Consider the following 24336-nt stretch of genomic DNA (forward strand, 5'->3'; position numbering starts at 1 on the left):
AGCTATCAGCTATCAGCTAGAGATTTTGCTCGTATTAACTTACGTGTCAATAAGTTACTTGATCTTAAACTGACGGCTGACGGCTACAAGCTTAAAACTTCTTAAGCTTGTGTTGCGTTTCTCTGGCGTAGTACTTCAAACAAACAAATGCCCGTTGCTACCGAAACATTTAAACTTGATACGGTGCCGGCCATTGGAATTTTAACGAGCACATCACAGTGTTCACGGGTTAAGCGGCGCATGCCCTCGCCTTCTGCGCCCATTACAATTGCCATTGGGCCGGTTAGATTAGCATCGAATACATGAGTATCTGTTTCGCCAGCAGTGCCAACTACCCACACGCCTGCGTCTTTAATTTCACGCAGAGTACGCGCAAGGTTTGTAACCTGGATCAGCGGTACTGTTTCAGCTGCGCCACAGGCTACTTTACGTGCAGTACCATTTAATTTAGCAGATTTGTCTTTTGGTACAATGATAGCGTGAACGCCAGCTGCATCAGCGCTACGTAAGCAAGCCCCCAAATTATGTGGATCTGTAATACCATCTAACACCAATAGAAATGGCGTGTCTTCGCGAGCAATAATAACATCCAAATCTTTTTCATTAAACGTAGGTGCCGCTTTAACGTTTGCGATAATACCTTGATGCTGCTCACCCTTTGCTTTGTTATCAAGCGCTTTACGCTGCATAAATTGTACTGATATACCAAATTTACGCGCTTCCTCAATAACCGGAGATAAGCGTTTATCATCGCGCCCTTTAAGAGCATAAATTTCAATAAAACGCTCGGGTTCACTTGCTAAAATCGCTTCAACTGAGTGAAAGCCATAAATTAATTCATTACTCACGTATTCTTTGCTCCTGAGCTAGTACTTTTACGGGCATTTTTGCCGGGTCTCTTTGGCTTTTTAACTGCCTTTTTCTTCGGTTTTTTTGCTGTTGTAGTCGTTGCTGCAGCTGACTTCCCTGCGGGCTTCTTTTTGCCTCTACTGGCACTGCTTTTTTTTGGCTTTGGTTTTCTCTGCTCAGCACCGCCTTTACGCTCAGAAGTGGCGGTTTCATCCGCTTTTTTACCTGGTATTTTGCCACGTTTTAATTGCGAACGAACACTTGCTGGGCGATGTCCTTTTGCATCACCACGACGGCGCGCGTATCTATCTTGCTCGCCATTACCGTCAAGGGTTAAGTTAATGCGGCGCTCATCTAAGCTTACTGACGCAACCTGAACCGTCACTTTATCGCCTAAACGATAAACCTTACGAGAATGTTCACCAATTAAGCAATGCTTCGCGCCATCATGCTGAAAGTACTCATCGCCGAGATTCGTGACATGAATTAAACCATCAATTTGCAAATCAGCTAAGCGAATAAACAGACCAAAGTTAGTCACCGAAGAGATCACTCCCTCGAACTCGTCGCCCACATGATCTTGCATGTATTCGCACTTGAGCCAATCGGCCACTTCACGCGTTGCATCATCGGCACGACGCTCAGTGTTTGAGCACTGCTCACCTAGTTGTGCAACTTCTTCATCACTGTAGACATAAGCACCCGATGTCACCATGCCCTGCGCTTTTAAAATACCTTTAATCGCGCGATGTACCACTAAATCAGGGTAGCGACGAATAGGTGAAGTAAAATGCGCGTATTCATCCAATGACAAACCAAAGTGACCAATATTTTCGGCCTGATAAACAGCTTGCTTCATTGAGCGCAGTAACATAGTTTGGATCAATTCAGCATCAGGGCGATCGCCAAGTTTAGCTAATACGTGAGTGATCTCTTTTGGTGTTGGCTCGTCACTCAGGGTAGATTCGATACCCAACTCTGATAAAAACTGTCTAAAGTTCCCCAGTTTTTCACCATCAGGTTCCGCATGCACACGATAGAGTGCGCTCGCCTCATGTTTTTCAAGCATTTTAGCCGCTGATACATTAGCCAGAATCATACACTCTTCAATCAGCTTATGCGCATCATTACGTACTACTGGCACGATAGACTCTATCTTGCGCTGGGCGTTAAAAACAAAGCGGGTCTCGAGGGTTTCAAATTCAATCGCGCCACGCTCTTGGCGAGCTGCCTTTAATGCCATATACATTTGCTGTAAATCAGTTAAATGAGGCACGACGGCTGCGTATTCAGTACGTAGTTTTTCATCGTTTTGTAAAATGGCATTTACTTTGGTGTAGGTTAAACGCGCGTGTGAGTTCATCACCGCTTCATAAAAACGGTAACCTGATAGTTTGCCTTCAGCTGATACCAGCATTTCTGCGACCATACATAAACGGTCAACTTTTGGGTTTAATGAACATAAGCCATTGGATAAAACTTTTGGCAACATAGGAATAACTTGCTCAGGGAAATACACTGAGTTACCGCGCTGGATTGCCTCGGCATTGAGAGGAGTATTCATTCCTACATAATGCGATACATCTGCAATCGCAACCCACAAACGCCACCCACCCGATTCAACAGGCTCACAGTACACGGCATCATCAAAATCGCGAGCATCCTCGCCATCAATCGTCACTAGGGGTAAATCGCGCAAATCGACTCGGTTTTGCTTGTCGGCTTCTTCGACAAACTCACCTAAATGCTCAACCTGCTTCTCAACCGCTTCAGGCCAAACATGAGGAATATCATGATTACGCAGTGCTACTTCGATTTCCATACCCGGTGCTAAATGTTCACCCAATACATCGATAATTTTTCCCACCGCATTCATATTACGGCTAGGGTTTTGAGTAATTTGCACTTGCACCATTTGGTTATGCCGAGCGCCATTTTCACTACCAGGCAAAATTATAATATCTTGTGTAATACGCGGATCTTCCGCGACAACAACAGCAATACCATGTTCAACAAAGTAACGGCCAACAATGGGGGCACGTTCATTAGGCAATACTTTAATGATGCGCGCATCGCATTTACCACCTGAGCCGCGTTTGCTACCTTTAGCCAAGACGATGTCGCCATGGAGCACCATATTCATTTGATGCTTGGCAATAAACCAGTCTTTACTTTCGCCTTCGACTTCTAAAAAGCCAAACCCGTCGCGGTGACCTATTACTTTACCTTTAACAAGCCCTGCTTCATCAATTAAGGCGTAACATTTAAATTTATTAAAGAATAGTTGACCATCACGCTCCATAGCACGTAAGCGACGCTTAAACGCAATTTGGCGCTCATCATCGTTTACAGCCAACTCTTCACATAACTGATGGAAGTTAGCTGGTTTAGCGCACTCTTTTAGGTGAGTAAGTATAAACTCACGACTTGGGACAGGGTTTTCGTACTTTTCTTGTTCTCGACTGAGATTAGGATCTTGGTTTGACATTCACTATCTTGTTAATTGGTTATGATGTTATTTTAACCCATAACCGATCAATGAGACAGGCAAAAGCTATGAAACTTTTAAGAAAGCCAATTTAGTTACTTTAAATCGACTAAAAAAGCCTATAACCAGCCCTTTTGTTTAGCTATACGTGCCGCATCGACTCGGTTACTGGCATTGAGTTTGGCAATCGCATCGGATAGATAATTACGCACCGTGCCCTCGCTTAAATATAATTTAGCGGCGATATCAACGGTTTTCAAGCCTTCACCCGCTAATTGTAATGCTTTGCGCTCTTTCGGTGACAAGGGATCACCATCAGCTAATGCGTTTGCTCTAATTGCTTTGCACTATAGCCCACACCAAGCGGTAATGACTTTAAGGCGTAAGATAAAAATGTAAAACTTACCCATGCTGCAATATTCATAACCAACCTCAAGTCAACTTAATATGTTAACTATCTCTTTTAAAGCTGGCTTAGTGTAGTGTAAATTGTCATCAATAAAACTGACTTTTGTCATTAATAAAGATACAAAATGCTACAAAAACAAGCCTGTTTATAACATCTGAAATGTTAGTATTTACCAGTCTAAAAGAGGTCTAGATGCAAGCTCAGCAGCAAAGTTTAATTTATCTCCACATCGCCGTATTACTGTTTGGTGGTACAGCATTATTTGCCAAGCTAATTAACTTAAATGCACTAGATATTACGGTATATCGTGCCGCCATTGCAGGTGTAGCTATTTTGCTTTTACTGCTATGGCAAAAGAAAGCAATTAAACTCAATAGCAGGAAAGATTACCTCATTGCGCTATTTTTAGGGGCGACTGTCGGCATACACTGGGTAACCTATTTTGCTGGTATGCAAATGGCTGGCATTGCAGTGGGTATGATTGCGTTTTTTACCTACCCAGTAATAACCGTTTTTATTGAACCTTTTTTTAATGGCAAAAAACCTAAAGTAAACGATTTGCTCAGTGCGTGTGTAGTAATAACTGGGATCTATTTACTGATCCCCAATGCAAATATGGGTAATGACATCACTTTAGGGGTGATAACTGGGGTGGTTTCGGCGTTTTTTTTCGCGTTTAGAAATATTGTTCACAAACGCTATTTTAGCCAGTATGGCGGGCCACAAACCATGTTTTATCAAACGTTAGTGGCAAGTATTTTATTAGCTACTTTTGTAGAAGTACCAGTGCTTAATGTATCCACCCGTGACTTGGGCCTGTTACTCGTTGCAGGAGTTATATTTACTGCAACTCCGCATTCTTTATTTGCGGCAAGTTTACAATATTTATCCGCATCGACTGCGGGGCTTATTTCTTGTTTGCAGCCTCTGTATGGCACATTTTTAGCATTTTTATTGTTGCATGAACAACCTTCACTGCTAACCTTACTGGGTGGTACTATGGTGATCAGTGCAGCATTGTATGAAACATGGTCAGTTACTCGGAAACACACATTATGATAAAAGTTTTTGCTCATCGCGGCGCCAGCGGTACGTACCCTGAAAATACTCAAAGTGCGATTTTAGCTGCTGTTGATATAGAAGTTGATGGGATTGAAGTTGATGTGCAAAGTTGTTTAGATGATTACATGATTATCCACGATACGTGGTTAGATCGCACCACCAGCGGCCGCGGTAAAGTCAATAAACTTACTCGAGAGCAAATTCAATGTTTTGATGCTGGTAATAACGAGTGCGTCCCTACTTTACAGCAAACCATTGACTGGGTTGGTAATAAAACATTATTGAACCTTGAATTAAAACACACCTTTTCGCTGGATAAGTTTGTTGAGTTGATTGAAGCAAATATTGCAGTTAACAAACTGTCGCGGGAGAACCTTTTAGTCTCTTCATTTGATCACCATCAACTCATGTGGTTAAAACAAAAGTTACCATGGGTCAAAATTGGCGCTTTAACAGCCTCTATTCCAATCAACTATGCAGAGTTCGCACAACGTTTACATGCTTCAAGTATTCATATTGATAAAAACTTCATTAATCATGAGTTTGTTGCTGACGCTAAGCAACGTGGTTTACAAGTTTATGCATACACAGTTGATAAACAGGAAGATATAGAATTAATGCTTAATTATGGCGTAGAGGGTATTTTTACCAACTACCCTTGTAACACTAAAATGATTTTAAACTCACTTTGAGCCTACTGTATAAGATACTACAGTTCGTCCTATATTCTTGAATTAAAGTGAATTTGAACGATACTGAGTAAAAACAGATGCAACAGCCAAGCGGGCGACTAATGAGTGGGTATATGCGTATTTATAACTTTATTGAACAAAGCTTATTTTTTACTTTAACGCGAAAAATCATTGGTAACCTGAGCTTTGTTTTCGCTTTTCAAGCCGTTACCCTAATTTGGTTATATCAAAGCCTTAATGAGCAAGGCGCCAACACTGGGATTTTTTGGGTTCTAACCTTTATCATTATTAGCGGCTTTGCCTTCACCATTTTTTATATGCGCTTTCTAATTGTGCGTCCTGTGCAAGCTATGCGCGATACATTAGTTAAAATAAATCACGAAGATGCCAATCTAGCTGCAAAATTACCTCAATTTACTTTTGATGAGTTTCGCGACGTTAGTCAGCAATACAATATTTTTACGGAGCATTTGAGTCAGTTATTAGGCACTATTTATCAAAGTGCCCAAGCCAGTGCACAGAGTAATAATCAAGTGACCGTATCAATGCAACACACTGCACAATTAAGCGAACAACAAATCGACTTTAGCCAAACAATCACCGCTGCCAGCAATCAAATAACCGATAGTTTGCAAAGCATTGTGAGTAACACCGACAGTGTCCATCAAGTAAATAGTGAGCATGTAAACTTTGTAACTCACTCGGCACAGCAACTAACTGAACTCGTTAGCCAAGTTAAGTCGATTAGTCATGTGTTAAGCAGTTTTTCAGAAACAATCTTAGGTTTGAAACAAAACAGTGACAATATTCGCAGCATCCTAAAAATGGTCGAAGAATTTTCAGATCAAACGAATTTGCTGGCTCTAAATGCAGCCATAGAAGCTGCTCGCGCTGGTGAAGCGGGTCGTGGTTTTGCTGTTGTTGCCGATGAAGTAAGAACATTATCAGTTAAAGTAAGCGATGCAACTCGCCAGATCAGCGATTTCATCAATCAAATGGATTCCTTAGTCAACCAAACAAATAAAGAATCAGAACAACTCGTTAATTATTCACACAATGCAGAAGCCACTATCAGCAATACCTCCCATGGTTTCACGGAGCGGTTAATTGAGTTTGAGCAGAACCAACAACAATTGCAGCAAATTGTGCATGCCGTGCATCTACTTGAGCAAACACAAAACCAAACCCACCAATCAGTTGAGCAAATCGTTGCATTGGGCAGTCAAGCCAAATCACAAATCGATATCGCCGTTACTGACTGCCAACAGTCTCAGCGGTTAAGCGAAAAAACACAGCAGCAATTACAGCGCTTTGTATAACCTATCGTGATCTTAATTGCGTAATATGCTAAATTACGCAGCGACTTTTAACCATGATGTGCCCGTGTGACTAACCTAACTTCTGATTACAAACAACTTGCTTTAGATATAAAAAAGTGGGGTTTAGAACTTGGCTTTAGTGAAGTCGGAATCACTGATATTGATCTGAGCAAACATGAAGCACAACTACAACGTTGGCTTGATTTAGGCTATCACGGTGAGATGGAATACATGGCCGCCCATGGTATGAAGCGTGCGCGCCCCGCTGAACTCGTACCAGGCACTGTACGAGTTATTTCGGTAAAAATGAATTACCTGCCCCCCGATGCAAGCTTTGCTAAAACCCTCAAAGATACTAATAAAGCCTATATTAGTCGCTATGCCCTTGGCCGTGATTACCACAAACTGATGCGCAATCGCATCAAGCAGCTTGGTCAAAAAATTGAGCAGCATGTTGATCAATTGGGATTTCGCCCTTTTGTTGATTCAGCGCCGGTACTTGAGCGACAACTGGCTGAAAAAGCAGGGCTAGGCTGGCAAGGCAAACACAGCTTATTGATTAATCAAGAAGCTGGCTCTTGGTTTTTTTTAGGGGAGCTATTTGTTGATATTCCACTACCCATTGATAAACCAAATGAGTTTGAAGGTTGTGGGAAATGCGTTGCGTGTATTACCTTATGTCCAACTGGTGCCATTGTTGAGCCTTATGTGGTTGATGCGCGTAAATGCATCTCTTACTTAACCATTGAGCTACAAGGCTCTATACCTGAACAATATCGGCCACTACTTGGTAATCGTATTTATGGTTGTGATGACTGCCAACTCGTTTGTCCGTGGAATCGCTATGGGCAAATCACAGATGAAGCAGATTTTCACCCACGCAAGCAGTTAAAAGATAAAGATCTACTCGAGCTATTTAGTTGGGACGAAGCCACTTTTTTAAAGAATACCGAAGGCAGCCCAATTCGTCGCATTGGCCATCAGCGCTGGCGTCGCAATATTGCGGTGGGATTAGGAAATGCAGCATTTAGCCAAAGCATTGTTGATACACTCAATGTTATTCGCACACAATCGAGTGCTATGGTCATCGAGCATATCGATTGGGCGCTTGCGCAACAACGCGCTAAGCATGATAAGTTATTACGCAAAACCGCCCGTTTAATACGTATTGTAGAAAAAGGCTTACCACGAGACGCATAAAGTCAATTATCGCGAGTAAATTTACTTACTTAGTAAAGTTGATAGATCTTGCTCTATTTCATGAAAAGCAGCCTTCACCTCCTTAACAGACTCTTCTCGGGCAACTGAGTTCTGGATAGTTTGATCGACCTTTTGATAAATAAAAATTTCCTGATCTTCATCTAATCCCATTGATGGGATCTTATCTTCCAGTTCTTCTTGTAAGCGTTTAAAAACCGCTTCACTATTCTTACGATTTTCATTCAGCAAATCAATTAAGCCATGAAACTTACTATTAACCATCGTTATGGCATTATTTAGTTTAGTTTGTTGCAACTCTAAAGCTGCACGGATCATAATTGCTCGCAGCTGTTGCTCGGTCACACTAACAATAAAACAAACATGATCACGAATTCGTCCATGCTTATCAGGATCATGATCTGGCATATTTAAAATCAATAAACTAATTAATTCATAATTAACCAATATGCGATGAGAAAATTCATGCAATCGCCCTTTATGTTTAAGCATATCAAACAATTCAATTACAATTGGCGAGCACACACCTGTTAGAGAAAAATGCTCAGGAGCATCAGGAATCGTTCTAAACTCAACATTACTTTGTAAATCAAACGACTTTAAGCAATTGACTAAAGCCTCACCAAGCGCCTTAGTATTGTTAATCATACCTATGCTTTCAATATAATTAACGATTAATCCCATCTCACAGCTATTTGCCATAGCATTAAAAGCGGTTGAGGTTGCATCTTCAACCTGCTGTTCTAGCGACTCTTTTTCAATTAATACTTGATTAAGAATGTTCAGCTTTGATTTTAATTCATCGTGGCCAAACGGTTTAACAATATAGTCTTCGGCTCCTACCGCATAACCTTCCATACGCTCTTCAACAGTGCCTCGAGCTGAAACAAACATAACAATGATATGAGCTGTGCTAGGATTCGCTTTCAGTTTTCTACATACTTCATAGCCGTTCATTTGCGGCATGCTCACATCAAGTAAAATAACTTGCGGTGCAAAGTCTTCTACCACACTCAAACATTCAAAGCCGCTGCCTACCATTTTTAATTCAAAATCCAAATCGAGTAATATCTCTTCAATAATTTCTAAATTAAAAGGTTCGTCATCAACCGCCAATATTCTTGTCAAAGCCATAATTGTCGTCCATTTCTTAATTAACATTAATAGTTTAGTCGTAAAAAAGGCACTTACCAGTACGAACAAGTAATTTATTTATGTTTGACTAAAGTTTTACCTCTAATGGCAAATTGATATTAATTGTAGTCCCACCTGAACTATTGTTATGCGCTGATATCGCCCCTTTATGTAGCGAAACAAACTCTCGACATAACGCTAAACCTAAGCCAGTTCCCCCAGCACCGCTATTCGTTTTACTGCTTTGTACAAACTTGCTAAACACATGCTCAAGCTCATCGTCAGGTATACCAATACCACTGTCGATGACTTCAATAACAGCTTGCGCTTGTTGATTAGTCGTTAAAACCACTTCAACGCAGCTACGTGGTTCACTAAATTTCAATGCATTGCCTAATATATTTCGTAATAACTGATTTATTTGCTCTTCATCACAGTCAATCATGACAGGCGAGCTTGGTGGCACAAACTGAATGTCTATCTCTTTTTCCATCGCAGTACCAGAGACGTCATCAATACTGGTTTTAATTATGTTCGTTAGATTATGCGGACGCGGATTAAAGGGAAATTTGCCCACATCTAATTTTGATAAGTCGAGCAAATTATTAAGTAATGAAAGTAATCTTTCACCACTGCACTCAATACGTGATAAGTATTTTTGTAACTTTTCCACCGCAATATCCCCTTTGCTAAGCTTATCTAAACCAAAGCGAGCAAAACTTAAGATTGAATGCATTGGGGTACGCAATTCATGAGACATATTGGCAAGAAACTCTGACTTACTATGATTAGCCGCTTCAGCAACATTTTTAGCATGTTCCAATTGCGAGGTACGTGCTCTGACTTGCTCTTCCAGCATATCTTTCGCTTCTAGTAAGAGATCTTCTTTGTGTTTTAGATGAGTAACGTTTTTAAAAATAACAGCCAGCGCAATTTCACCATGATGATCAATCTCATTAAACGAGCCAACCAAAGGGATGCCTTCACCGGCTTCCAAAGGTAGATGCACGTCACAGCTAAATTGCCGATTTTGATTTAAAGTGACCACTTTATCCTTAATTTTTTCTGCTGATGTTTCATCTAATAAAGTAAACACAGAGCAGCTCTGAAGCTCTTTTGCTGAAAGTCGAAAAAGTTTAGAGCAGGCGTCATTTGCTTCAATGACTTCACCATTTCTTGCAAATAGCATGATAGGATCTGGGGTATGTTTATAAATAACTCGCAGTAGACTATCTTTTTCGATGAGTGCATCAACGGTATCTTGTAAGCGCTCAACCAATTCAATGTTATGACGTTTTAATAATTCCGTTTGCCAGAGTTTATGTACAGATTGCAGTAGCATATTTTCATTAATTGGCTTTATTAACACGTCTTCAACACCTTGGCGGATCGCTTCAATCATAGAAACTTGATTTGGCTTTGAAGTAAAAAGCAAGCAACGGCATTGTGGGTAATGTGCTTTGAGGGTGACAAATACATCAATACCGGAGCCATCAGGTAAACTAAAGTCACTCAATAGCAAATCAATATCATGCCCTTGTGCTTGGCTAATTGCAGCGCTAATACTGTTAGCGGTAATAGTTTTGATATGAGCGCCTAACAAGCTATTCGCTACTTTTTCAAGCCGCTCAGGAATATGATCAACCAGTAATACTGTCGGTAATTGCAACGTAGTATCAGTGCCAAGCTCTAGAGCTTGCTCTAATAAGCTGCTAATTTCTTTATTTGAGAAGAAGGGATAAATGACAATCGCATTTGGCACCAACCGGTTAAGTTCACTGAATAAAGACAGTTGCTCGTTGTTTTCAACTTTTGGTGCAAGAAGTACCACGTGCTCGACTTTGATCTCTGCAATTAATAAACTTGCAGTAGCTACTGGCACGCCATGTGCTATAGCCACGAGATCGTAAGAACTCAACGCGGGGCACTCTTTTAACATTGAAAAATGGATTAATTCAACTTCGCAGCCAATTAATTCTAGCAATACTTTTATTCGCATAGCTAAAACACTACTGCTATCAACGATTAATATTTTTCGCACTATTTTGACCACACTTTCACCCACTTAACCTGATGAAAGCGTAGCCTAAATTTTCTGTATTCACATAATCAAAAAGGTCATTTTCTTAAATATGCTTGCCTAATATGGTTAAGCTGTAGTGATTACCATCCATAATAGCAACGTTGGGGAGTTCTCCCCATTGTTGATACTCAAAGGCCGCAAACAGTTTAATGCTGGGAATATTGTGACTAAATATAAATGCTAGTAACACTTTAATATTTAACTGCTTAGCCTGCGTCTGTGCAAATTCGAGTAAATACTTACCAAGCCCTTGCCCTTGTGCGCGGCCAGTAATATAAATACTGATCTCAACAGTGCCGTCATAAGCGGGTCTGCCATAAAACGATTTATAGCTGAGCCATGCAACCACTTTTTCATCTTGCTCATACACATATATTGGCCGAAGTTGCGTATGGCTATCAAACCAGCTTTGTCTTTGTGCTACTGTCACCTCTTCGGTGTCAGCGGTAACCATTCTGCTGGCAATGGTTTCATTATAAATTGCAACGATGGCCGGTAAATCATTGCTAGTCGCTAATCGAGTTGTCATTAAGTTTGTTATGGTTATTGATCAGTAATGTTGATAATAACGTATCAGCTATACCCAAACCACCTCAAGATGCAGAATTCAGCGTTTCCACAGGGGCTTAATATCAAGGCGTTACTTTGCAATAATGGCAGTCCCTTTTAAAAAGTAACAACACTGAGAGTAAGTACCTGTGAAACGCCCAATGGGTTGGTTTAAAAGCGATTTATACTGCGTTATTGATTTTAACAAGGGAACAACCATTCTTTGCAATCAATGCCTTGCCTAAGTCGCTTTTAATTCCAACTGAAACGTGTATCTTGAGGTGGTTCGGGTATATAACCACCAGCTAGGAATCACTATGTTTAAAAAATTATTATTCTGTACCGCATTATTTAGTAGCATCTACCTAAATGCCGCAACCACTCCAGCGACATTAGAAGCCTCAGCACAGTGTGATGACTTTACCAATGTCAATATGCGTAAATTACGCTCTAAAGAGAGCATTAATCTATGCCAGTTTAAAAACAAACCACTATTAATCGTTAATACTGCTAGCAACTGCGGCTTTACTCCACAGTTTGAAGGGTTAGAGGCGCTGTATCAAAAATACCAAGAGCAAGGTTTAGTGATCTTGGGGTTTCCATCAGATGATTTCTTTCAAGAAGAAGACGATGAAAAAGACACTGCAAAAGTGTGCTTTATCAATTATGGGGTTACGTTTCCAATGTTTGCAACCAGCGAAGTACGCGGGAGTAACGCCAACCCTATTTTTAAGCATTTGAATGCCCAGACCAGTTCACCAAATTGGAACTTTTACAAATACCTTGTCTCTGCAGATCGTAAACAGATCATACGTTTTAATAGCAAAGCTAAACCAAATTCAGAGGCAATGGTGAAAGCCGTTGAACAAGCAATTTCAGATATTTAAATAAATACTGGTACAAGACGATAGTATTAGACTAGAATAACCACAGGTTTGATTAAAAAAACACCATTTTAAACGGGAGATTTTATGACAGTGGCAAGTGCAAGACACATATTAGTAGACAGCGAAGCGCAGTGCTTAGATTTAAAAAGCAAGATTGAGCAAGGTGAAGACTTTGCTGAATTAGCAAAAGCACATTCTAACTGCCCTTCTGGCCAAGATGGTGGTGCGCTAGGTGAATTTGGCCCAGGTATGATGGTTCCTGAATTTGATAAAGTGGTCTTTTCTGCACCAATAAATCAGGTACAAGGCCCTGTGCAAACTCAGTTTGGCTACCACTTACTTGAAGTAACCAGCCGCTCAGAATAATGTTAGTTTTCAACTAATGTGAATAAAGCCGCCTCTGCGGCTTTATTTTTATGTCACAGGTAAGCATATGCAGTTATTAGGCTCAACAACCTCACCATTTGTACGCCGCATTCGTATTTGGGCATTGTTAAATAACTGCGAATTGGGGTTTATCAATCTCAATATTTTCGCTGAGCACGATCGCTAATTAATGATCAAAAACAACCCTGCCCGTAAAATTCCGGTGCTAATCACCAAGCAGCACACACTTGCTGATTCGAATAACATTATCCGTTTTTTACTTGAGCAGCATGCTCACCCTCGCCTTAGCTGGCAACAGGAGCACTTACTTAGCACTATTAATGGCTGCAATGATTCGCGGGTTGAACTGTTATTGTGCCAACGCTCTGGCTTTGATTCCACACAAGATAAATTATTTTTTAATCTCCAAAACGAACGCATTGCTGAAACATTAAGCTATTTAAATAGTCATTGAACTGATCATGAATTTAAAAGCTGTGAATAATTATACCCAAACCACCCCAAGATGCAGAATTCAGCGTTTCACAGGTGCTTAATATCAAGGCGTTACTTTGCAAGAATGTCCCTTTTAAAAAGTAACAACGCTGAGAGTAAGTGCCTGTGAAACGCCCAACGGGTTGGTTTAAAAGCGATTTATACTGCGTTATTGATTTTAACAATAGATCTACTATTACTTGCAATCAATGCCTTGCCTAAATCACTTTTAATTCCAACTGAAACTTACATTTTGAGGTGGTTTGGGTATGCACATCAGTTTATACTGCTTACTTGATTGGATTTGCTTTCGTGAGCTGGTTGATCTGACTCTATTTAGTAACTTAATTGAGTTTCACCGTTCATACAGTCAACATACTGTCGCACAGCAAACTAATCCTCGAATTTAATATTAAGGGTAAACACATGAGTGATATCGAAATAGAATCAGAACTAGTTAGTTTTGTAGAAAAAGTACGCCTAAGTGAAAAACTATGGGCACTCGGTGCTGAAGATGGCGGTTTTGTGGTTTGTGATTCTAACCAATTTGAAAACACCGATGTACTGCTATTATGGGAAAGTGAAGCTACGGCAAAGGCCCAGTGTAAAGAAGAATGGGCTGATTACAGTCCGCTTGAAATTACCTTAGATGAATTTTTAGATGATTGGGTTGAAGACCTTAAAGAAGATGATGCACTTGTAGGCCTAAACTGGAATGACGATCAAGTCTGTGTTGAAATCGAACCAGTTGGATTAGCACGCGCGTTAAGCGAATAAGCATTATTTAACATTGCTTTACTGCGTTGGTTTATTTGCTATAAACTAACGCACATATTTACTTTCAGGGTATTACGTTGAAATCCCATCTTGGTCGTCGCCCTTTTTCCGCTATGGAATTACATACGCTTTACCATGGCTATATTTATGGTGATCAACGCCTCCCTCGTGAACAAGCAAAACATTGGCATTTTTGGCTGCCATTAATCGCCTATTATAGCGGTGCCTACAGTGACGAAATTGGTCATTTGCAACTGGATGACATCGTTGAACACCAACATGTATTTTGTTTTCATTTTCATACTCACGGTAAAATTAAGGCTCGTATTGTGCCTATTCATCAAGCCCTGTTTGATGCCGGTTTAAATGACTATATCGCCTTAGTAAAACAACAAAATCACACTCGTTTACTATTTGACTTACCTTCAAAATCAGGTCGTTACAGTGAGAAAGTGCGTATTTGGTTCTCCGGTGAAGGGGAGCGTGCCGGGTACTTACAAAAGTGTGATATTCCCAGTATTGATCAACTCGGTATGAAAACGGCGATCAGTAGCTTACGGCTTAACTTTGAACAGCAAATTCGTATTTATGCTATGCAAGCAAATAATAAAGATGCCTTTAACTATTTGCTCGGCTTTAATGAATATGACCAGCACGAGTTTAATGATATAACGCAACTAAATCAGATCACCCAGCAGCTCAGAGTGATCAACCCTCACATCCACTGGTCCCGCTTTGTGCAACGTCACGCAGTCTGACAAATTTGTTACTCATTGATAAAAAACTGCTAGGATAGGAAAGACGCTGCCAAAGTACTTTTTTGAAGCTTTGGTACATAACTTCTAACAAGAAAAATCCAGGTGCTCTATGTTTATTAAAAGCTTACTGACTCTGAGTGTGGCCGTTGCTGTTATTTCAGCCCATGCTAATGAGTTTGTTATCGAAAAACTTGCCAAACCAAGCTCTCAACACGTCTCTTTAACTCTAGATCCAGCCCAAGATACATTTTCCGGTATGACCGAAATAGCTCTTGAAGTGCTAAAACCAACTAGCTATATCGAACTGAACGGTGTTGACTACGCAGCACAAATGGCAAAGTTGCTGGGGGATGAAAACTGCGATTTAAGTACTGAAATGCTTAAAACTGGCAAGGTTAAGTTCAGTTGCGCTGAACAAATCCAACCAGGAAAGTATACCCTAAAAATTGATTTTACCGCACCTTATAACCGCCAAAGTGTGGGCTTATATAAAACCTTAGATCAAGGTGTGCCATATTTATTTACCCAGTTTGAAATGAGCGATGCCCGCCGTGCATTTCCGGTATTTGATGAACCAAGTTACAAAATCCCATTTCAATTAACGATTACAGCGCCAAGTTCACAAAAAGTGTATGCCAACACCCCTGAACTAAAAACCACAAAAACGGGTGAGATGACCACTCACTATTTTGATAAAACGCCGCCAATTCCATCCTATTTGGTGGCGATGGCTGTGGGTCCATTTGAAGAGCGTGAAGTCAAAGGTATGCCTATTCCAGGACGCGTGATCACGCCGCAAGGTAAAATTCATTTAAGCGAATATGCCGAGCAAGCAATGCCAAAAGTGCTAGCAGCCCTTGAGGATTATTTTGGGATCCCCTACGTTTATAAAAAGCTGGATTCTGTCGCTGTACCAGAGTTTCCATTTGGCGCAATGGAAAATGCTGGTTTAGTTACCTACCGTGAAGATATTTTACTGCTAGATTTAGCCACGGCTACGCGCAGTAAAAAGCAGCGTAATGTATCGATTATTGCTCATGAACTTGCTCACCAATGGTATGGTAACTTAGTCACCATGAAATGGTGGAATGACTTATGGCTAAATGAAGCGTTTGCGAGCTGGATGGCGGCCAAAATCACCGCTCAATTAAACCCTGAGTTTGAATCACATTTAGATTTACCACAAAATAATGTAATGGCACTCGATGCACGTTTAAGTACTAAACCAATTCGGAAACCAATTAAAACCGAAGCCGATATTATGGATGGCTTAGGCCTTGCGTATAGCAAAGGCAGCTCTGTATTAGCCATGGTTGAAAATTGGATTGGTGAAAAGGCATTCCAACAAGGTATTCAGGCGTATTTAAAAGAGTTCTCTTATAAGAATGCAGAAGCGGCTGATTTATGGCAAGCACTTGGTAAAGCATCAAACAAAGATGTTGCTGGTGTATTAAAATCGTTCATCGAACAGTCTTCATTTCCGCTTGTTAAAGTAACTCAGCAAGGTAAAACACTGACCATTAACCAAAGCCGCTTTACCAACGCTGGAGTTGACGCACCGGCACAGCTTTGGAATGTACCTGTGGCAATAAAATACGGTGCAGGCGACAAAGTCAAAACCGCTAATGTATTACTGAGTAAGGCCAACCAGAGTGTTAAGCTTGAATTTGAACCAGAGTGGATTTACCCAGATCAAGGAGCTTTAGGTTATTATCGCTGGGTAATGGACGACCAACAATTCGCTTCATTAATTGAGCATGCAGCCGAAGTACTCACCGTACGCGAGCGCTTAGCATTGCTATCAGCCGCCGATGCATTATTAGATGCTGGTGTAATTTCAGCAGCCCACTTAATGCAAACTCTGGAAGTATTCGTAAGTGATAAACATCCTCGTGTTGCAAACACTGCACTTGGCTATTTAGCAGCGCAAAAACGTACTTTTGAAGATGAAAGCAACCACGACTTGTGGCCTGAGTTTATTCGTAAAAGCATCATGCCTGCAGCTAAGCAATATGGTTTAACGGCCAAAGTTGATGAAGACGCAGCAATTTCACAATTACGTACGCAAGTGGTAGCTCGTTTAGGATTTGACGGAGAAGACAAAAGCGTAATAAACACCGCTAAAGCACAAGCGCGTGTTTACTTAAACAATCCTGAGAAAGTAGACCCATATCTGGCATCAACTTACTTAAACTTAGCGGCATTTCATGGCGATCAACACTTACTTGATGCCTATATAAATACCTTTAAAACGACTAAAGACCCGCAAGTGAGGACTAAAATGCTTGCCGCAATGAGTTACTTTAGCAGTGCTGAACTACAAACCAAGGTGCTAAATTACAGCTTAACTGACGATGTGACTGCATCAGACATGCGTACTATCATGTCTGGTCAAATGTATAGTAAGCCTCGTGAAAGCTTATTTATCAATTGGGTATATGAAAATTACGATAAAGTAGCGGCCAATTTACCTCCTTTCTTTGTGCCTAACTTACCTTATTTTACAACCTCAGGTTGTAGCGCTAGTAGCTTGGCAAAAACACAAAGTTTCTTTATGGATAAAATTGCTGACGAGCCAGGTTATGCGCGTACATTAAGTAAACTTGAAGAAAGCGTGAATAATTGTATCTCACTTAAAGAACGTGAGTTAGCGTCTGTTAATAGCTTCTTAAAGCGTTAATTTTTATAAAAACGGCAAACCACTGGTTTGCCGTTATTACTAAACTAATCCTGAACTTAGCAATATTAAACTTACCATTCACCGCGCTTAATAATTGACAGAACTTGCTCAGCCCCCCCAACCAACTGATAGTCTAAATTAGTAAACTGAACCACTATCTGATCACAAACTGCAGCTATACTTCCTTCATCACGTGTTTCACATACTTTTAGCTGATAATTGTGATCCGGTAATATTTTTTCAATACTGTAGCTTATCTGTGTTTCATCCCCACCGGGATACGGATAATTTGCACTATTGCAGCCACGTGAATTTGCTGACTCAATAAACACTGCGGCAGTGGTATTATCACCATTAAGGTTAGTGACCAATTGTGCAAAGCACCCTGCTGGTATTACTTCATTCTGGCTAACGAACTGGTCATGTTCAATTGTATAATCAGGCGCTGGTACACTATGAGTAGCTTGTAAACCACAACCAGCTAAGCTCGCCGCTACAGTTGAAGCGAGTATTAAGCGTTGCATAAGTCAATTCCATTTATTTACTTTAGGGACGATTATACCCAAGCAAACTGAAATCAAAATGAACCTAACCGTTGATAATTTTTACCAGCTGAGTAATAAATTCTTTCGCGCCTGCAACACTATTCATTTTAAAACCAATACCGTAATGAATGGGATTGGTGCTTTTAAAAATGCGGGTCGGGAAGCGAGTCATTTCACTACTATGGAAAAAGCCTGCAATACGGCTAACACCGTCTATGTTATTAAAATCATCACTAAACACTTCCAGCGCCGGGCGCAGTACTAACTTAGCTTGCCCGCCTTCTATATGCAGATAAATAGCTTCTTTTGATTTAGGCAACATGTACTCAGTAATATTTTTAATTCTAAAATTACTACGACATTGTAATTCAATTAACTGCTCGTTGATTTGCTCTGGGCTAGCTGACATAGTTATTCTGTTCCTCATTAGGCTATTAGCTGTAAACTACAGTACAGCTAAAAGCCTGAAAAGTCTTATATTATATACTACATACAAAAGCGAGCTGTTCATCTAAATAGCTCATACGAGTAATCTTACTATCACAATAAGGCGTTAAATCTAACCACAGTGAAACGTGTTCAGGGCTATCCAACTGGCGTTGATAAATACGACTACCGATTGCATAAATAACCGTATTTGCGTCTTTAAATGCGTAATCTTGTACATCTTGGGGTAAACGAAACAAATTAGTCACACTAGCTTGTTGCGGATCATAACTGGCTAACCAATGCTGCTGCGCTTTATTGTAGCTAAATGTGTAAACTCCTAGAGTATGGTTAAAAGTCAAAGTACGCCCTATATTGTGCGCAACAACTGTTGGCTTTGCAGCAGTAACCTGAGTGTATTGTAAGGTATGAGGTTCGCCTAAAATAAACATAACCATATCATTTTTAGGCCCCCAAGCATGATAACCAACGGGCTCTATCCACTCAAAAATGCGACTCGGTGGTACGTTATGATCAAACGGGTATTGCCATAATTTTTGCTTACCGTCAGCCTCAACCACGATTGCTGAAAGCGCATCACCATCAGGAGTTAAAGTAGGAGAGTATTCACTTACAGCTGTATTTGTTAAATTAACGACTTGTTGATTGCTAAAATCGTAAAAAGCCAAATCAGTTTGGCTTTGCCCATCTGTTTGTACTTCTTTGGTAAAATAAATACCGGCTTGAGTAAGTAACGGTTGATTATTATAAACATCATTATTGGTGATACGGCTTACTTGTAAGCCATACTCCGTGTTAAGTTTAGCAAGTAAAATTTCGCTCTTTGGCATCGCAGCCAGAGCCATATGAGGGATAGTGACAAAGGTGGCAACTAAACTTAACCAAGGTGAAATCAATTTCATGTGGGTCTCTCGTTATTATTCTCTGCCTATAATAGCGTTAATTAACTCCCTATGTCACTTGACCTACTCTACTAAGCCCTTTATAAATGACTAGACCATAATAACGAGAACAATTATGTCAGCTAAACATCCGATTATTGCAATCACTGGTTCATCTGGTGCAGGTACTACCACTACGACAAGCGCGATAAAACATATATTTCGTAGTCTTAATATTGAGGCTGCATTTATAGAAGGCGATAGTTTTCACCGTTATACTCGCCCTGAGATGGATAAAAAAGTCCGTGAAGCGCAACAAGAAGGTAAACACATTAGTTACTTCGGTCGTGAAGCAAATGACTTTGGCGCACTTGAAAGCTTGTTTAGCACCTATGGTGATACTGGTGCTGGTAAGTTACGTCGTTATTTGCACACCTTCGATGAAGCCGTCCCTTACAATCAATTACCTGGTACATTTACACCATGGCAAGAGTTAGAGGCTAGCACTGATATTTTATTCTACGAAGGACTGCATGGCGGCGTAGTTGATGAAGCTCACGACGTAGCAAAACATGTCGACTTACTCATTGGCATGGTGCCAATTATTAACCTTGAATGGATCCAAAAACTGATCCGCGATACTTCTGAACGTGGTCACTCTCGCGAAGCCGTGATGGGCTCAATTGTGCGCAGTATGGATGATTACATTAATCACATTACGCCACAGTTCTCACGCACGCATATAAACTTTCAACGGGTTCCAACGGTTGATACGTCTAATCCTTTTAGCGCAAAAGATATTCCGTCCCTTGATGAAAGCTTTGTGGTTATCCGTTTTCGTGGCATAGATGATGTAGATTTTCCGTATTACCTACGGATGATTGAAGGCAGCTTTATGTCACGTATCAATACCCTTGTAGTACCTGGTGGAAAAATGGGCTTGGCAATGGAACTTGTGTTAACCCCACTCATTAAAGACATTATTTTGAAAAAACGCGCCCTTGCCGAATTAGCCCCGGTTGATTTGCCTATTTAAGAAATACGCTTGCTGAAATACCTAGCTTATGTAAACTGCTGACTTCATCATAAAAGGAGATGTCAGCATGGCACAATCATTACGTATTATTGTCGGTTCAAACAATCCAGTTAAAATAAATGCCGCACGCAGTATTTTCTCTCTCTACTATCCTGATATGACAATTGACTGCCAAGGTGTTGACGCTCCATCACAAGTACCAGATCAACCAATCGGTGAAGATGAAACCCGTATTGGTGCAGAAAATCGTGTATTACATTGCCAACAGCATCATCAAGCCGACTTTTACGTGGCAATGGAAGGCGGTGCAGAGCAATTTAGTTATGGCCCAGCAACCTTTGCATTTGTGGTGATTGCCAACAGCCAGCAACGAGCAATCGGCCGCAGTAGTAATCTACCTTTACCACAACGTCTTTATGATTCGTTGCTACAAGGTAACGAACTGGGTGATGTAATGGACAATGCATTTAATACCACCAATATCAAACAGCAAGGCGGCGCTATCGGTTTATTAACTAACCACCATGCCACCCGTGAAAGTACTTACACGCAAGCCTTAACACTCGCTATGGCGCCGTTTATACACCCTGCACTTTATCGCTAAGGAAGTTTAATGAAGTATACCCATGTATTATTCGATGCCGACGAAACGCTATTCAGCTTCAATGCCTTCGCAGGCTTAAAAAGAATGTTTGCCAATTACGGAGTTAACTTTACTGAGGCTGATTATCAACACTATCAAGTAACCAATAAATCACTGTGGCTTGCTTATCAAGACAATCAAATAACGGCAACACACTTACAGGTAACCCGGTTTAGTGAATGGGCCGCTAAACTCAATGTGCCCGCTCAAACACTCAATGATGATTTTTTAACCGCGATGGCTGAAATATGTCACCCCTTACCAGGTGCTGTAGAGTTACTCACTGCGCTAAAACCACATGCTCGGCTTGGTATCATTACCAATGGCTTTACGCAATTACAAGCTCGCCGCTTAGCGCGCACCGGCTTAAACGATATGTTTGATTGGCTAGTTATTTCTGAGCAAGTTGGCATAGCAAAGCCTGCGAAGGAAATTTTTCAACATACTTTTGATTTAATGGGTAACCCTGACAAAGCGCAGATCTTAATGGTTGGCGATACTGCAAACAGCGATATACTCGGTGCGCAAAATGCAGGAATTGATAGCTGCTGGTTACAGCACCCAGGGTTTGAGCTACCGCAAGGGATCACGCCTACTTATAAAATTACCGAGTTGGTGCAATTACAACAGCTGTTGGGATTGTAGAAAGGTTCTAGGCTTGCAATTAAAATCTAGGCCATAATATTAAGGCAAAAAAATGACGCTCAATGGCGTCATTTTTTATAACTGTAGTAAGCGGTTGTAATTACGCTGTGGCTACTTCTAGGCCCGGTGCTGGCATTGTAACTGGAGTATCAAATGTAGCCCATTCCCATGCAGACTCAGTTGCCATAATTTTACGAAGTAACTTGTTATTTAAGTCATGACCCGATTTATAGGCAGTAATTTTGCCTAAAATGTTGTGACCTGTCATAAACATGTCACCAACACAGTCTAGAATCTTATGCTTAACAAACTCATCGCTGTAACGCAGACCGTTAGGATTAAGTACTTTAAACTCATCCAATACTACCGCGTTATCCATGCTGCCACCTAAAGCTAGGTTGTTAGCATGCATATATTCAATGTCTTTCATAAAACCGAAAGTACGCGCGCGGCTAATTTCTTCAGTGAAGCTTTGTGCCGTGATATCTAAACCGATACGTTGGCGGCTTTCATTGATTGCCGGGTGGTCAAAAGCAATTTCAAAGTCGATATGAAAACCATCATAAGGTTCGATCTCGGCCCATTTATCGCCTTCTTCAATACGTACTTTTTCTTTTATACGAATAAAGCGCTTAGCCGCATTTTGCTCTGCAATGCCGCCTTTTTGTAACAAATAGATGAATGGCAATGCACTACCATCCATAATTGGCACTTCTGAGCTATCTAATTCAACGATCAAATTATCAATCCCCATTGCTGCTACCGCTGCAATCAGGTGCTCAGTCGTAGATAAGCGAACGCCATCTTTGTTAGTTAAACAGGTACACAATTGCGTATCACCAACGGCTTCAGGCGTTGTTTCAAAATCAACAACCGGATCAAGGTCGACACGACGAAATACAATCCCAGTATTTGCGCTCGCAGGTCGGAGAGTTATTGTGACCTTCTCACCTTTATGAAGTCCAATTCCTATGGCTTTGACTATTTCTGCAATCGTACGCTGTTTAATCATAGCTTCGCTCACTTATAGTTACAGTTAGACTACCGATTGTATCACATATACTACCAGCTGCCAAATTCGATTACTTTTCAAGCAAAATAATTTTATTTATTTGCTTAATCGGCCTGTTTTCTTAAAAATGCAGGGATGTCAAAGTAATCACCACCTTCTGATTTTTCAGACTTTTTACTGCTTTCATTGGTTTTTGATAAACCGCTATTGCTTTGCGTTGTCATGCTCGACTCGTGTTTTTCAACACTTGGGGCAGCAGTTACATCATCACTGCTACCTTGGCTTGCAAAGCTTGGTACATACATACTGCTTGTTTGGCCTGTTGAACCACTTACATCAGAACCTGACGCTTTCTTAAAGCCGTTATCAACAATACCAAACTGTGGACGACGATCACCGCCCAAACCTGTTGCTACCACTGTTACACGTAATTCATCCGTCATTTCAGGGTCAATCACAGCACCTACAACAACTGTCGCGTTTTCAGATGCTAGTGCTTTAACGTGGTTACCAACAATTTCAAATTCTTCAATCGCGATATCCATACCGGCGGTGATATTAACCAAGATACCTTTAGCACCGGTTAAATCAACATCTTCAAGTAATGGGCTAGAGATAGCTGCTTCTGCCGCTTCTTGCGCACGATCAGGACCCGACGCTGACGCTGTGCCCATCATCGCAGTACCCATTGCTGACATTACTGTACGTACGTCGGCGAAATCCACGTTGATTAAACCTGAGCGGGTAATTAATTCCGCAATACCTTGTACCGCACCAAACAATACGTCATTTGCTTTCGCGAACGCATCTAATAGTGTAGTCCCTTTACCTAAAACTTTAAGCAATTTATTGTTAGGAATTGTAATAAGTGAATCTACAATTTCTGACAATTCGTTAATACCTTGTTCAGCAGCTGCTGCACGCTTTTTGCCTTCAAAGTCAAACGGACGCGTTACTACTGCAACGGTTAAAATACCTAGCTCTTTAGCTATTTTAGCAACAACCGGTGCAGCACCAGTACCAGTACCACCGCCCATACCTGCAGCAATAAATACCATGTCAGCACCTTCAAGGCTGGCACGAATAGTTTCCGCATCTTCTTCTGCTGAATTTCGGCCAACTTCAGGATTTGCCCCAGCACCTAAGCCTGAGGTGATCTGCGTACCTAGCTGCACGGTAATATCGGCAGATGAATTACGTAATGCTTGCGCATCCGTATTAGCTGCAATAAAACGCACACCTTCAATTTGTTGCTTAACCATGTGCTCGACTGCATTACCGCCGCCGCCGCCCACGCCTATTACTTTTATGACAGCTTCTTCGCTGTGTTGTTCCATCATATCAAACATGTTTACTCTCCG

At 40.9% G+C, this 24336-nt stretch carries 23 protein-coding genes and 2 pseudogenes; 14 read left to right on the forward strand and 11 right to left on the reverse strand.

The genetic code is table 11. The annotated features are described in order from the left end of the window. Window positions 1-101: 101 nt before the first annotated feature. From rlmB to CWB85_RS14920, 3 genes and pseudogenes are all read right to left on the reverse strand, one after another. On the reverse strand, window positions 102-848 hold the full coding sequence (gene rlmB / locus CWB85_RS14910; RefSeq protein ID WP_016709445.1) for a 23S rRNA (guanosine(2251)-2'-O)-methyltransferase RlmB: 747 nt from the start codon (window positions 846-848) through the stop codon (window positions 102-104). Beyond that, the gene (rnr, locus tag CWB85_RS14915) at window positions 845-3337 is read right to left on the reverse strand and encodes a ribonuclease R (RefSeq protein WP_016709447.1); all 2493 of its coding nucleotides are present in this window, start codon (window positions 3335-3337) and stop codon (window positions 845-847) included. The genes rlmB and rnr overlap by 4 nt, the downstream gene beginning before the upstream one ends. A gap of 119 nt (window positions 3338-3456) precedes the next feature. Further along, window positions 3457-3666: pseudogene (locus CWB85_RS14920) on the reverse strand (response regulator transcription factor); the annotation flags it as partial. 272 nt (window positions 3667-3938) lie between these two features. Between CWB85_RS14920 and CWB85_RS14925 the strand changes: the two are divergent. From CWB85_RS14925 to queG, 4 genes are all read left to right on the forward strand, one after another. Further along, a complete protein-coding gene (locus CWB85_RS14925) occupies window positions 3939-4805 on the forward strand; it encodes a DMT family transporter (protein ID WP_138555328.1) in 867 nt (288 codons plus the stop codon). Continuing rightward, complete coding sequence (locus CWB85_RS14930) at window positions 4802-5500, forward strand: glycerophosphodiester phosphodiesterase (RefSeq protein ID WP_016709451.1); 699 nt, start codon at window positions 4802-4804, stop codon at window positions 5498-5500. The genes CWB85_RS14925 and CWB85_RS14930 overlap by 4 nt, the downstream gene beginning before the upstream one ends. Before the next feature lie 101 nt (window positions 5501-5601). Beyond that, on the forward strand, window positions 5602-6819 hold the full coding sequence (locus CWB85_RS14935; RefSeq protein ID WP_138555343.1) for a methyl-accepting chemotaxis protein: 1218 nt from the start codon (window positions 5602-5604) through the stop codon (window positions 6817-6819). Window positions 6820-6885: 66 nt separating this feature from the next. Then, window positions 6886-8019, forward strand: a complete 1134-nt coding sequence (queG, locus tag CWB85_RS14940) for a tRNA epoxyqueuosine(34) reductase QueG (protein WP_138555329.1) — start codon at window positions 6886-6888, stop codon at window positions 8017-8019. A gap of 21 nt (window positions 8020-8040) precedes the next feature. Here the strand turns inward: queG and CWB85_RS14945 are convergent, their stop codons facing one another. The 3 genes from CWB85_RS14945 to CWB85_RS14955 form a co-directional block, all read right to left on the reverse strand. Continuing rightward, the gene (locus CWB85_RS14945) at window positions 8041-9171 is read right to left on the reverse strand and encodes a response regulator (RefSeq protein WP_016709454.1); all 1131 of its coding nucleotides are present in this window, start codon (window positions 9169-9171) and stop codon (window positions 8041-8043) included. Window positions 9172-9259: 88 nt separating this feature from the next. Then, the gene (locus CWB85_RS14950) at window positions 9260-11215 is read right to left on the reverse strand and encodes a hybrid sensor histidine kinase/response regulator (RefSeq protein ID WP_029216203.1); all 1956 of its coding nucleotides are present in this window, start codon (window positions 11213-11215) and stop codon (window positions 9260-9262) included. Between the two features lie 82 nt (window positions 11216-11297). Then, window positions 11298-11783: a GNAT family N-acetyltransferase gene (locus CWB85_RS14955; RefSeq protein ID WP_016709456.1), complete on the reverse strand. Its 486-nt coding sequence runs from the start codon at window positions 11781-11783 to the stop codon at window positions 11298-11300. Window positions 11784-12120: 337 nt separating this feature from the next. Here CWB85_RS14955 and CWB85_RS14960 point away from each other — a divergent pair, with 337 nt between their 5' ends. The 7 genes and pseudogenes from CWB85_RS14960 to CWB85_RS14985 all read left to right on the forward strand — a co-directional run bounded on the left by CWB85_RS14960 (window position 12121) and on the right by CWB85_RS14985 (window position 17766). Then, window positions 12121-12690: a glutathione peroxidase gene (locus CWB85_RS14960; protein ID WP_138555330.1), complete on the forward strand. Its 570-nt coding sequence runs from the start codon at window positions 12121-12123 to the stop codon at window positions 12688-12690. Window positions 12691-12774: 84 nt separating this feature from the next. Then, entirely contained in the window at window positions 12775-13056 is a 282-nt protein-coding gene (locus CWB85_RS14965; protein ID WP_016709458.1) for a peptidylprolyl isomerase, read from the forward strand. Between the two features lie 67 nt (window positions 13057-13123). Then, window positions 13124-13528 (forward strand): annotated as a pseudogene (locus CWB85_RS14970) (glutathione S-transferase family protein); the annotation flags it as partial. Window positions 13529-13820: 292 nt separating this feature from the next. Then, a complete protein-coding gene (locus CWB85_RS22495; protein WP_016709460.1) occupies window positions 13821-13961 on the forward strand; it encodes a hypothetical protein in 141 nt (46 codons plus the stop codon). Between the two features lie 16 nt (window positions 13962-13977). Next, window positions 13978-14328, forward strand: a complete 351-nt coding sequence (locus tag CWB85_RS14975; protein ID WP_016709461.1) for a DUF2750 domain-containing protein — start codon at window positions 13978-13980, stop codon at window positions 14326-14328. A 77-nt stretch (window positions 14329-14405) separates the two neighbouring features. After that, window positions 14406-15086, forward strand: a complete 681-nt coding sequence (locus CWB85_RS14980) for a site-specific integrase (RefSeq protein WP_138555331.1) — start codon at window positions 14406-14408, stop codon at window positions 15084-15086. A 109-nt stretch (window positions 15087-15195) separates the two neighbouring features. Next, window positions 15196-17766: a M1 family metallopeptidase gene (locus CWB85_RS14985; protein WP_138555332.1), complete on the forward strand. Its 2571-nt coding sequence runs from the start codon at window positions 15196-15198 to the stop codon at window positions 17764-17766. Between the two features lie 71 nt (window positions 17767-17837). On the opposite strand, the gene CWB85_RS14990 is transcribed toward CWB85_RS14985, so the two are convergent. From CWB85_RS14990 to CWB85_RS15000, 3 genes are all read right to left on the reverse strand, one after another. Then, window positions 17838-18290: a hypothetical protein gene (locus tag CWB85_RS14990; RefSeq protein ID WP_138555333.1), complete on the reverse strand. Its 453-nt coding sequence runs from the start codon at window positions 18288-18290 to the stop codon at window positions 17838-17840. A gap of 64 nt (window positions 18291-18354) precedes the next feature. Next, window positions 18355-18720 (reverse strand): hypothetical protein, encoded by a 366-nt coding sequence (locus CWB85_RS14995; protein ID WP_138555334.1) that lies wholly within the window; start codon window positions 18718-18720, stop codon window positions 18355-18357. 70 nt (window positions 18721-18790) lie between these two features. Continuing rightward, a complete protein-coding gene (locus CWB85_RS15000) occupies window positions 18791-19660 on the reverse strand; it encodes a TolB-like translocation protein (RefSeq protein WP_138555335.1) in 870 nt (289 codons plus the stop codon). A 115-nt stretch (window positions 19661-19775) separates the two neighbouring features. On the opposite strand from CWB85_RS15000, the gene CWB85_RS15005 reads away from it, so the two are divergent. The 3 genes from CWB85_RS15005 to yjjG all read left to right on the forward strand — a co-directional run bounded on the left by CWB85_RS15005 (window position 19776) and on the right by yjjG (window position 21963). After that, entirely contained in the window at window positions 19776-20675 is a 900-nt protein-coding gene (locus CWB85_RS15005; protein WP_138555336.1) for a phosphoribulokinase, read from the forward strand. A gap of 67 nt (window positions 20676-20742) precedes the next feature. Then, window positions 20743-21279, forward strand: coding sequence for an inosine/xanthosine triphosphatase (gene yjjX, locus CWB85_RS15010; RefSeq protein WP_138555337.1), 537 nt, complete (start codon window positions 20743-20745; stop codon window positions 21277-21279). Between the two features lie 9 nt (window positions 21280-21288). Next, complete coding sequence (yjjG, locus tag CWB85_RS15015) at window positions 21289-21963, forward strand: pyrimidine 5'-nucleotidase (RefSeq protein ID WP_016709469.1); 675 nt, start codon at window positions 21289-21291, stop codon at window positions 21961-21963. 100 nt (window positions 21964-22063) lie between these two features. Here yjjG and lpxC read toward each other — a convergent pair whose 3' ends face one another. Continuing rightward, window positions 22064-22975 (reverse strand): UDP-3-O-acyl-N-acetylglucosamine deacetylase, encoded by a 912-nt coding sequence (gene lpxC, locus CWB85_RS15020; RefSeq protein WP_016709470.1) that lies wholly within the window; start codon window positions 22973-22975, stop codon window positions 22064-22066. A 104-nt stretch (window positions 22976-23079) separates the two neighbouring features. After that, on the reverse strand, window positions 23080-24324 hold the full coding sequence (ftsZ, locus tag CWB85_RS15025; RefSeq protein WP_016709471.1) for a cell division protein FtsZ: 1245 nt from the start codon (window positions 24322-24324) through the stop codon (window positions 23080-23082). Window positions 24325-24336 lie beyond the last annotated feature (12 nt).

It is taken from the genome of Pseudoalteromonas sp. S1727 (assembly GCF_005886375.1).
In the GTDB taxonomy this organism is placed as follows: domain Bacteria; phylum Pseudomonadota; class Gammaproteobacteria; order Enterobacterales; family Alteromonadaceae; genus Pseudoalteromonas; species Pseudoalteromonas haloplanktis.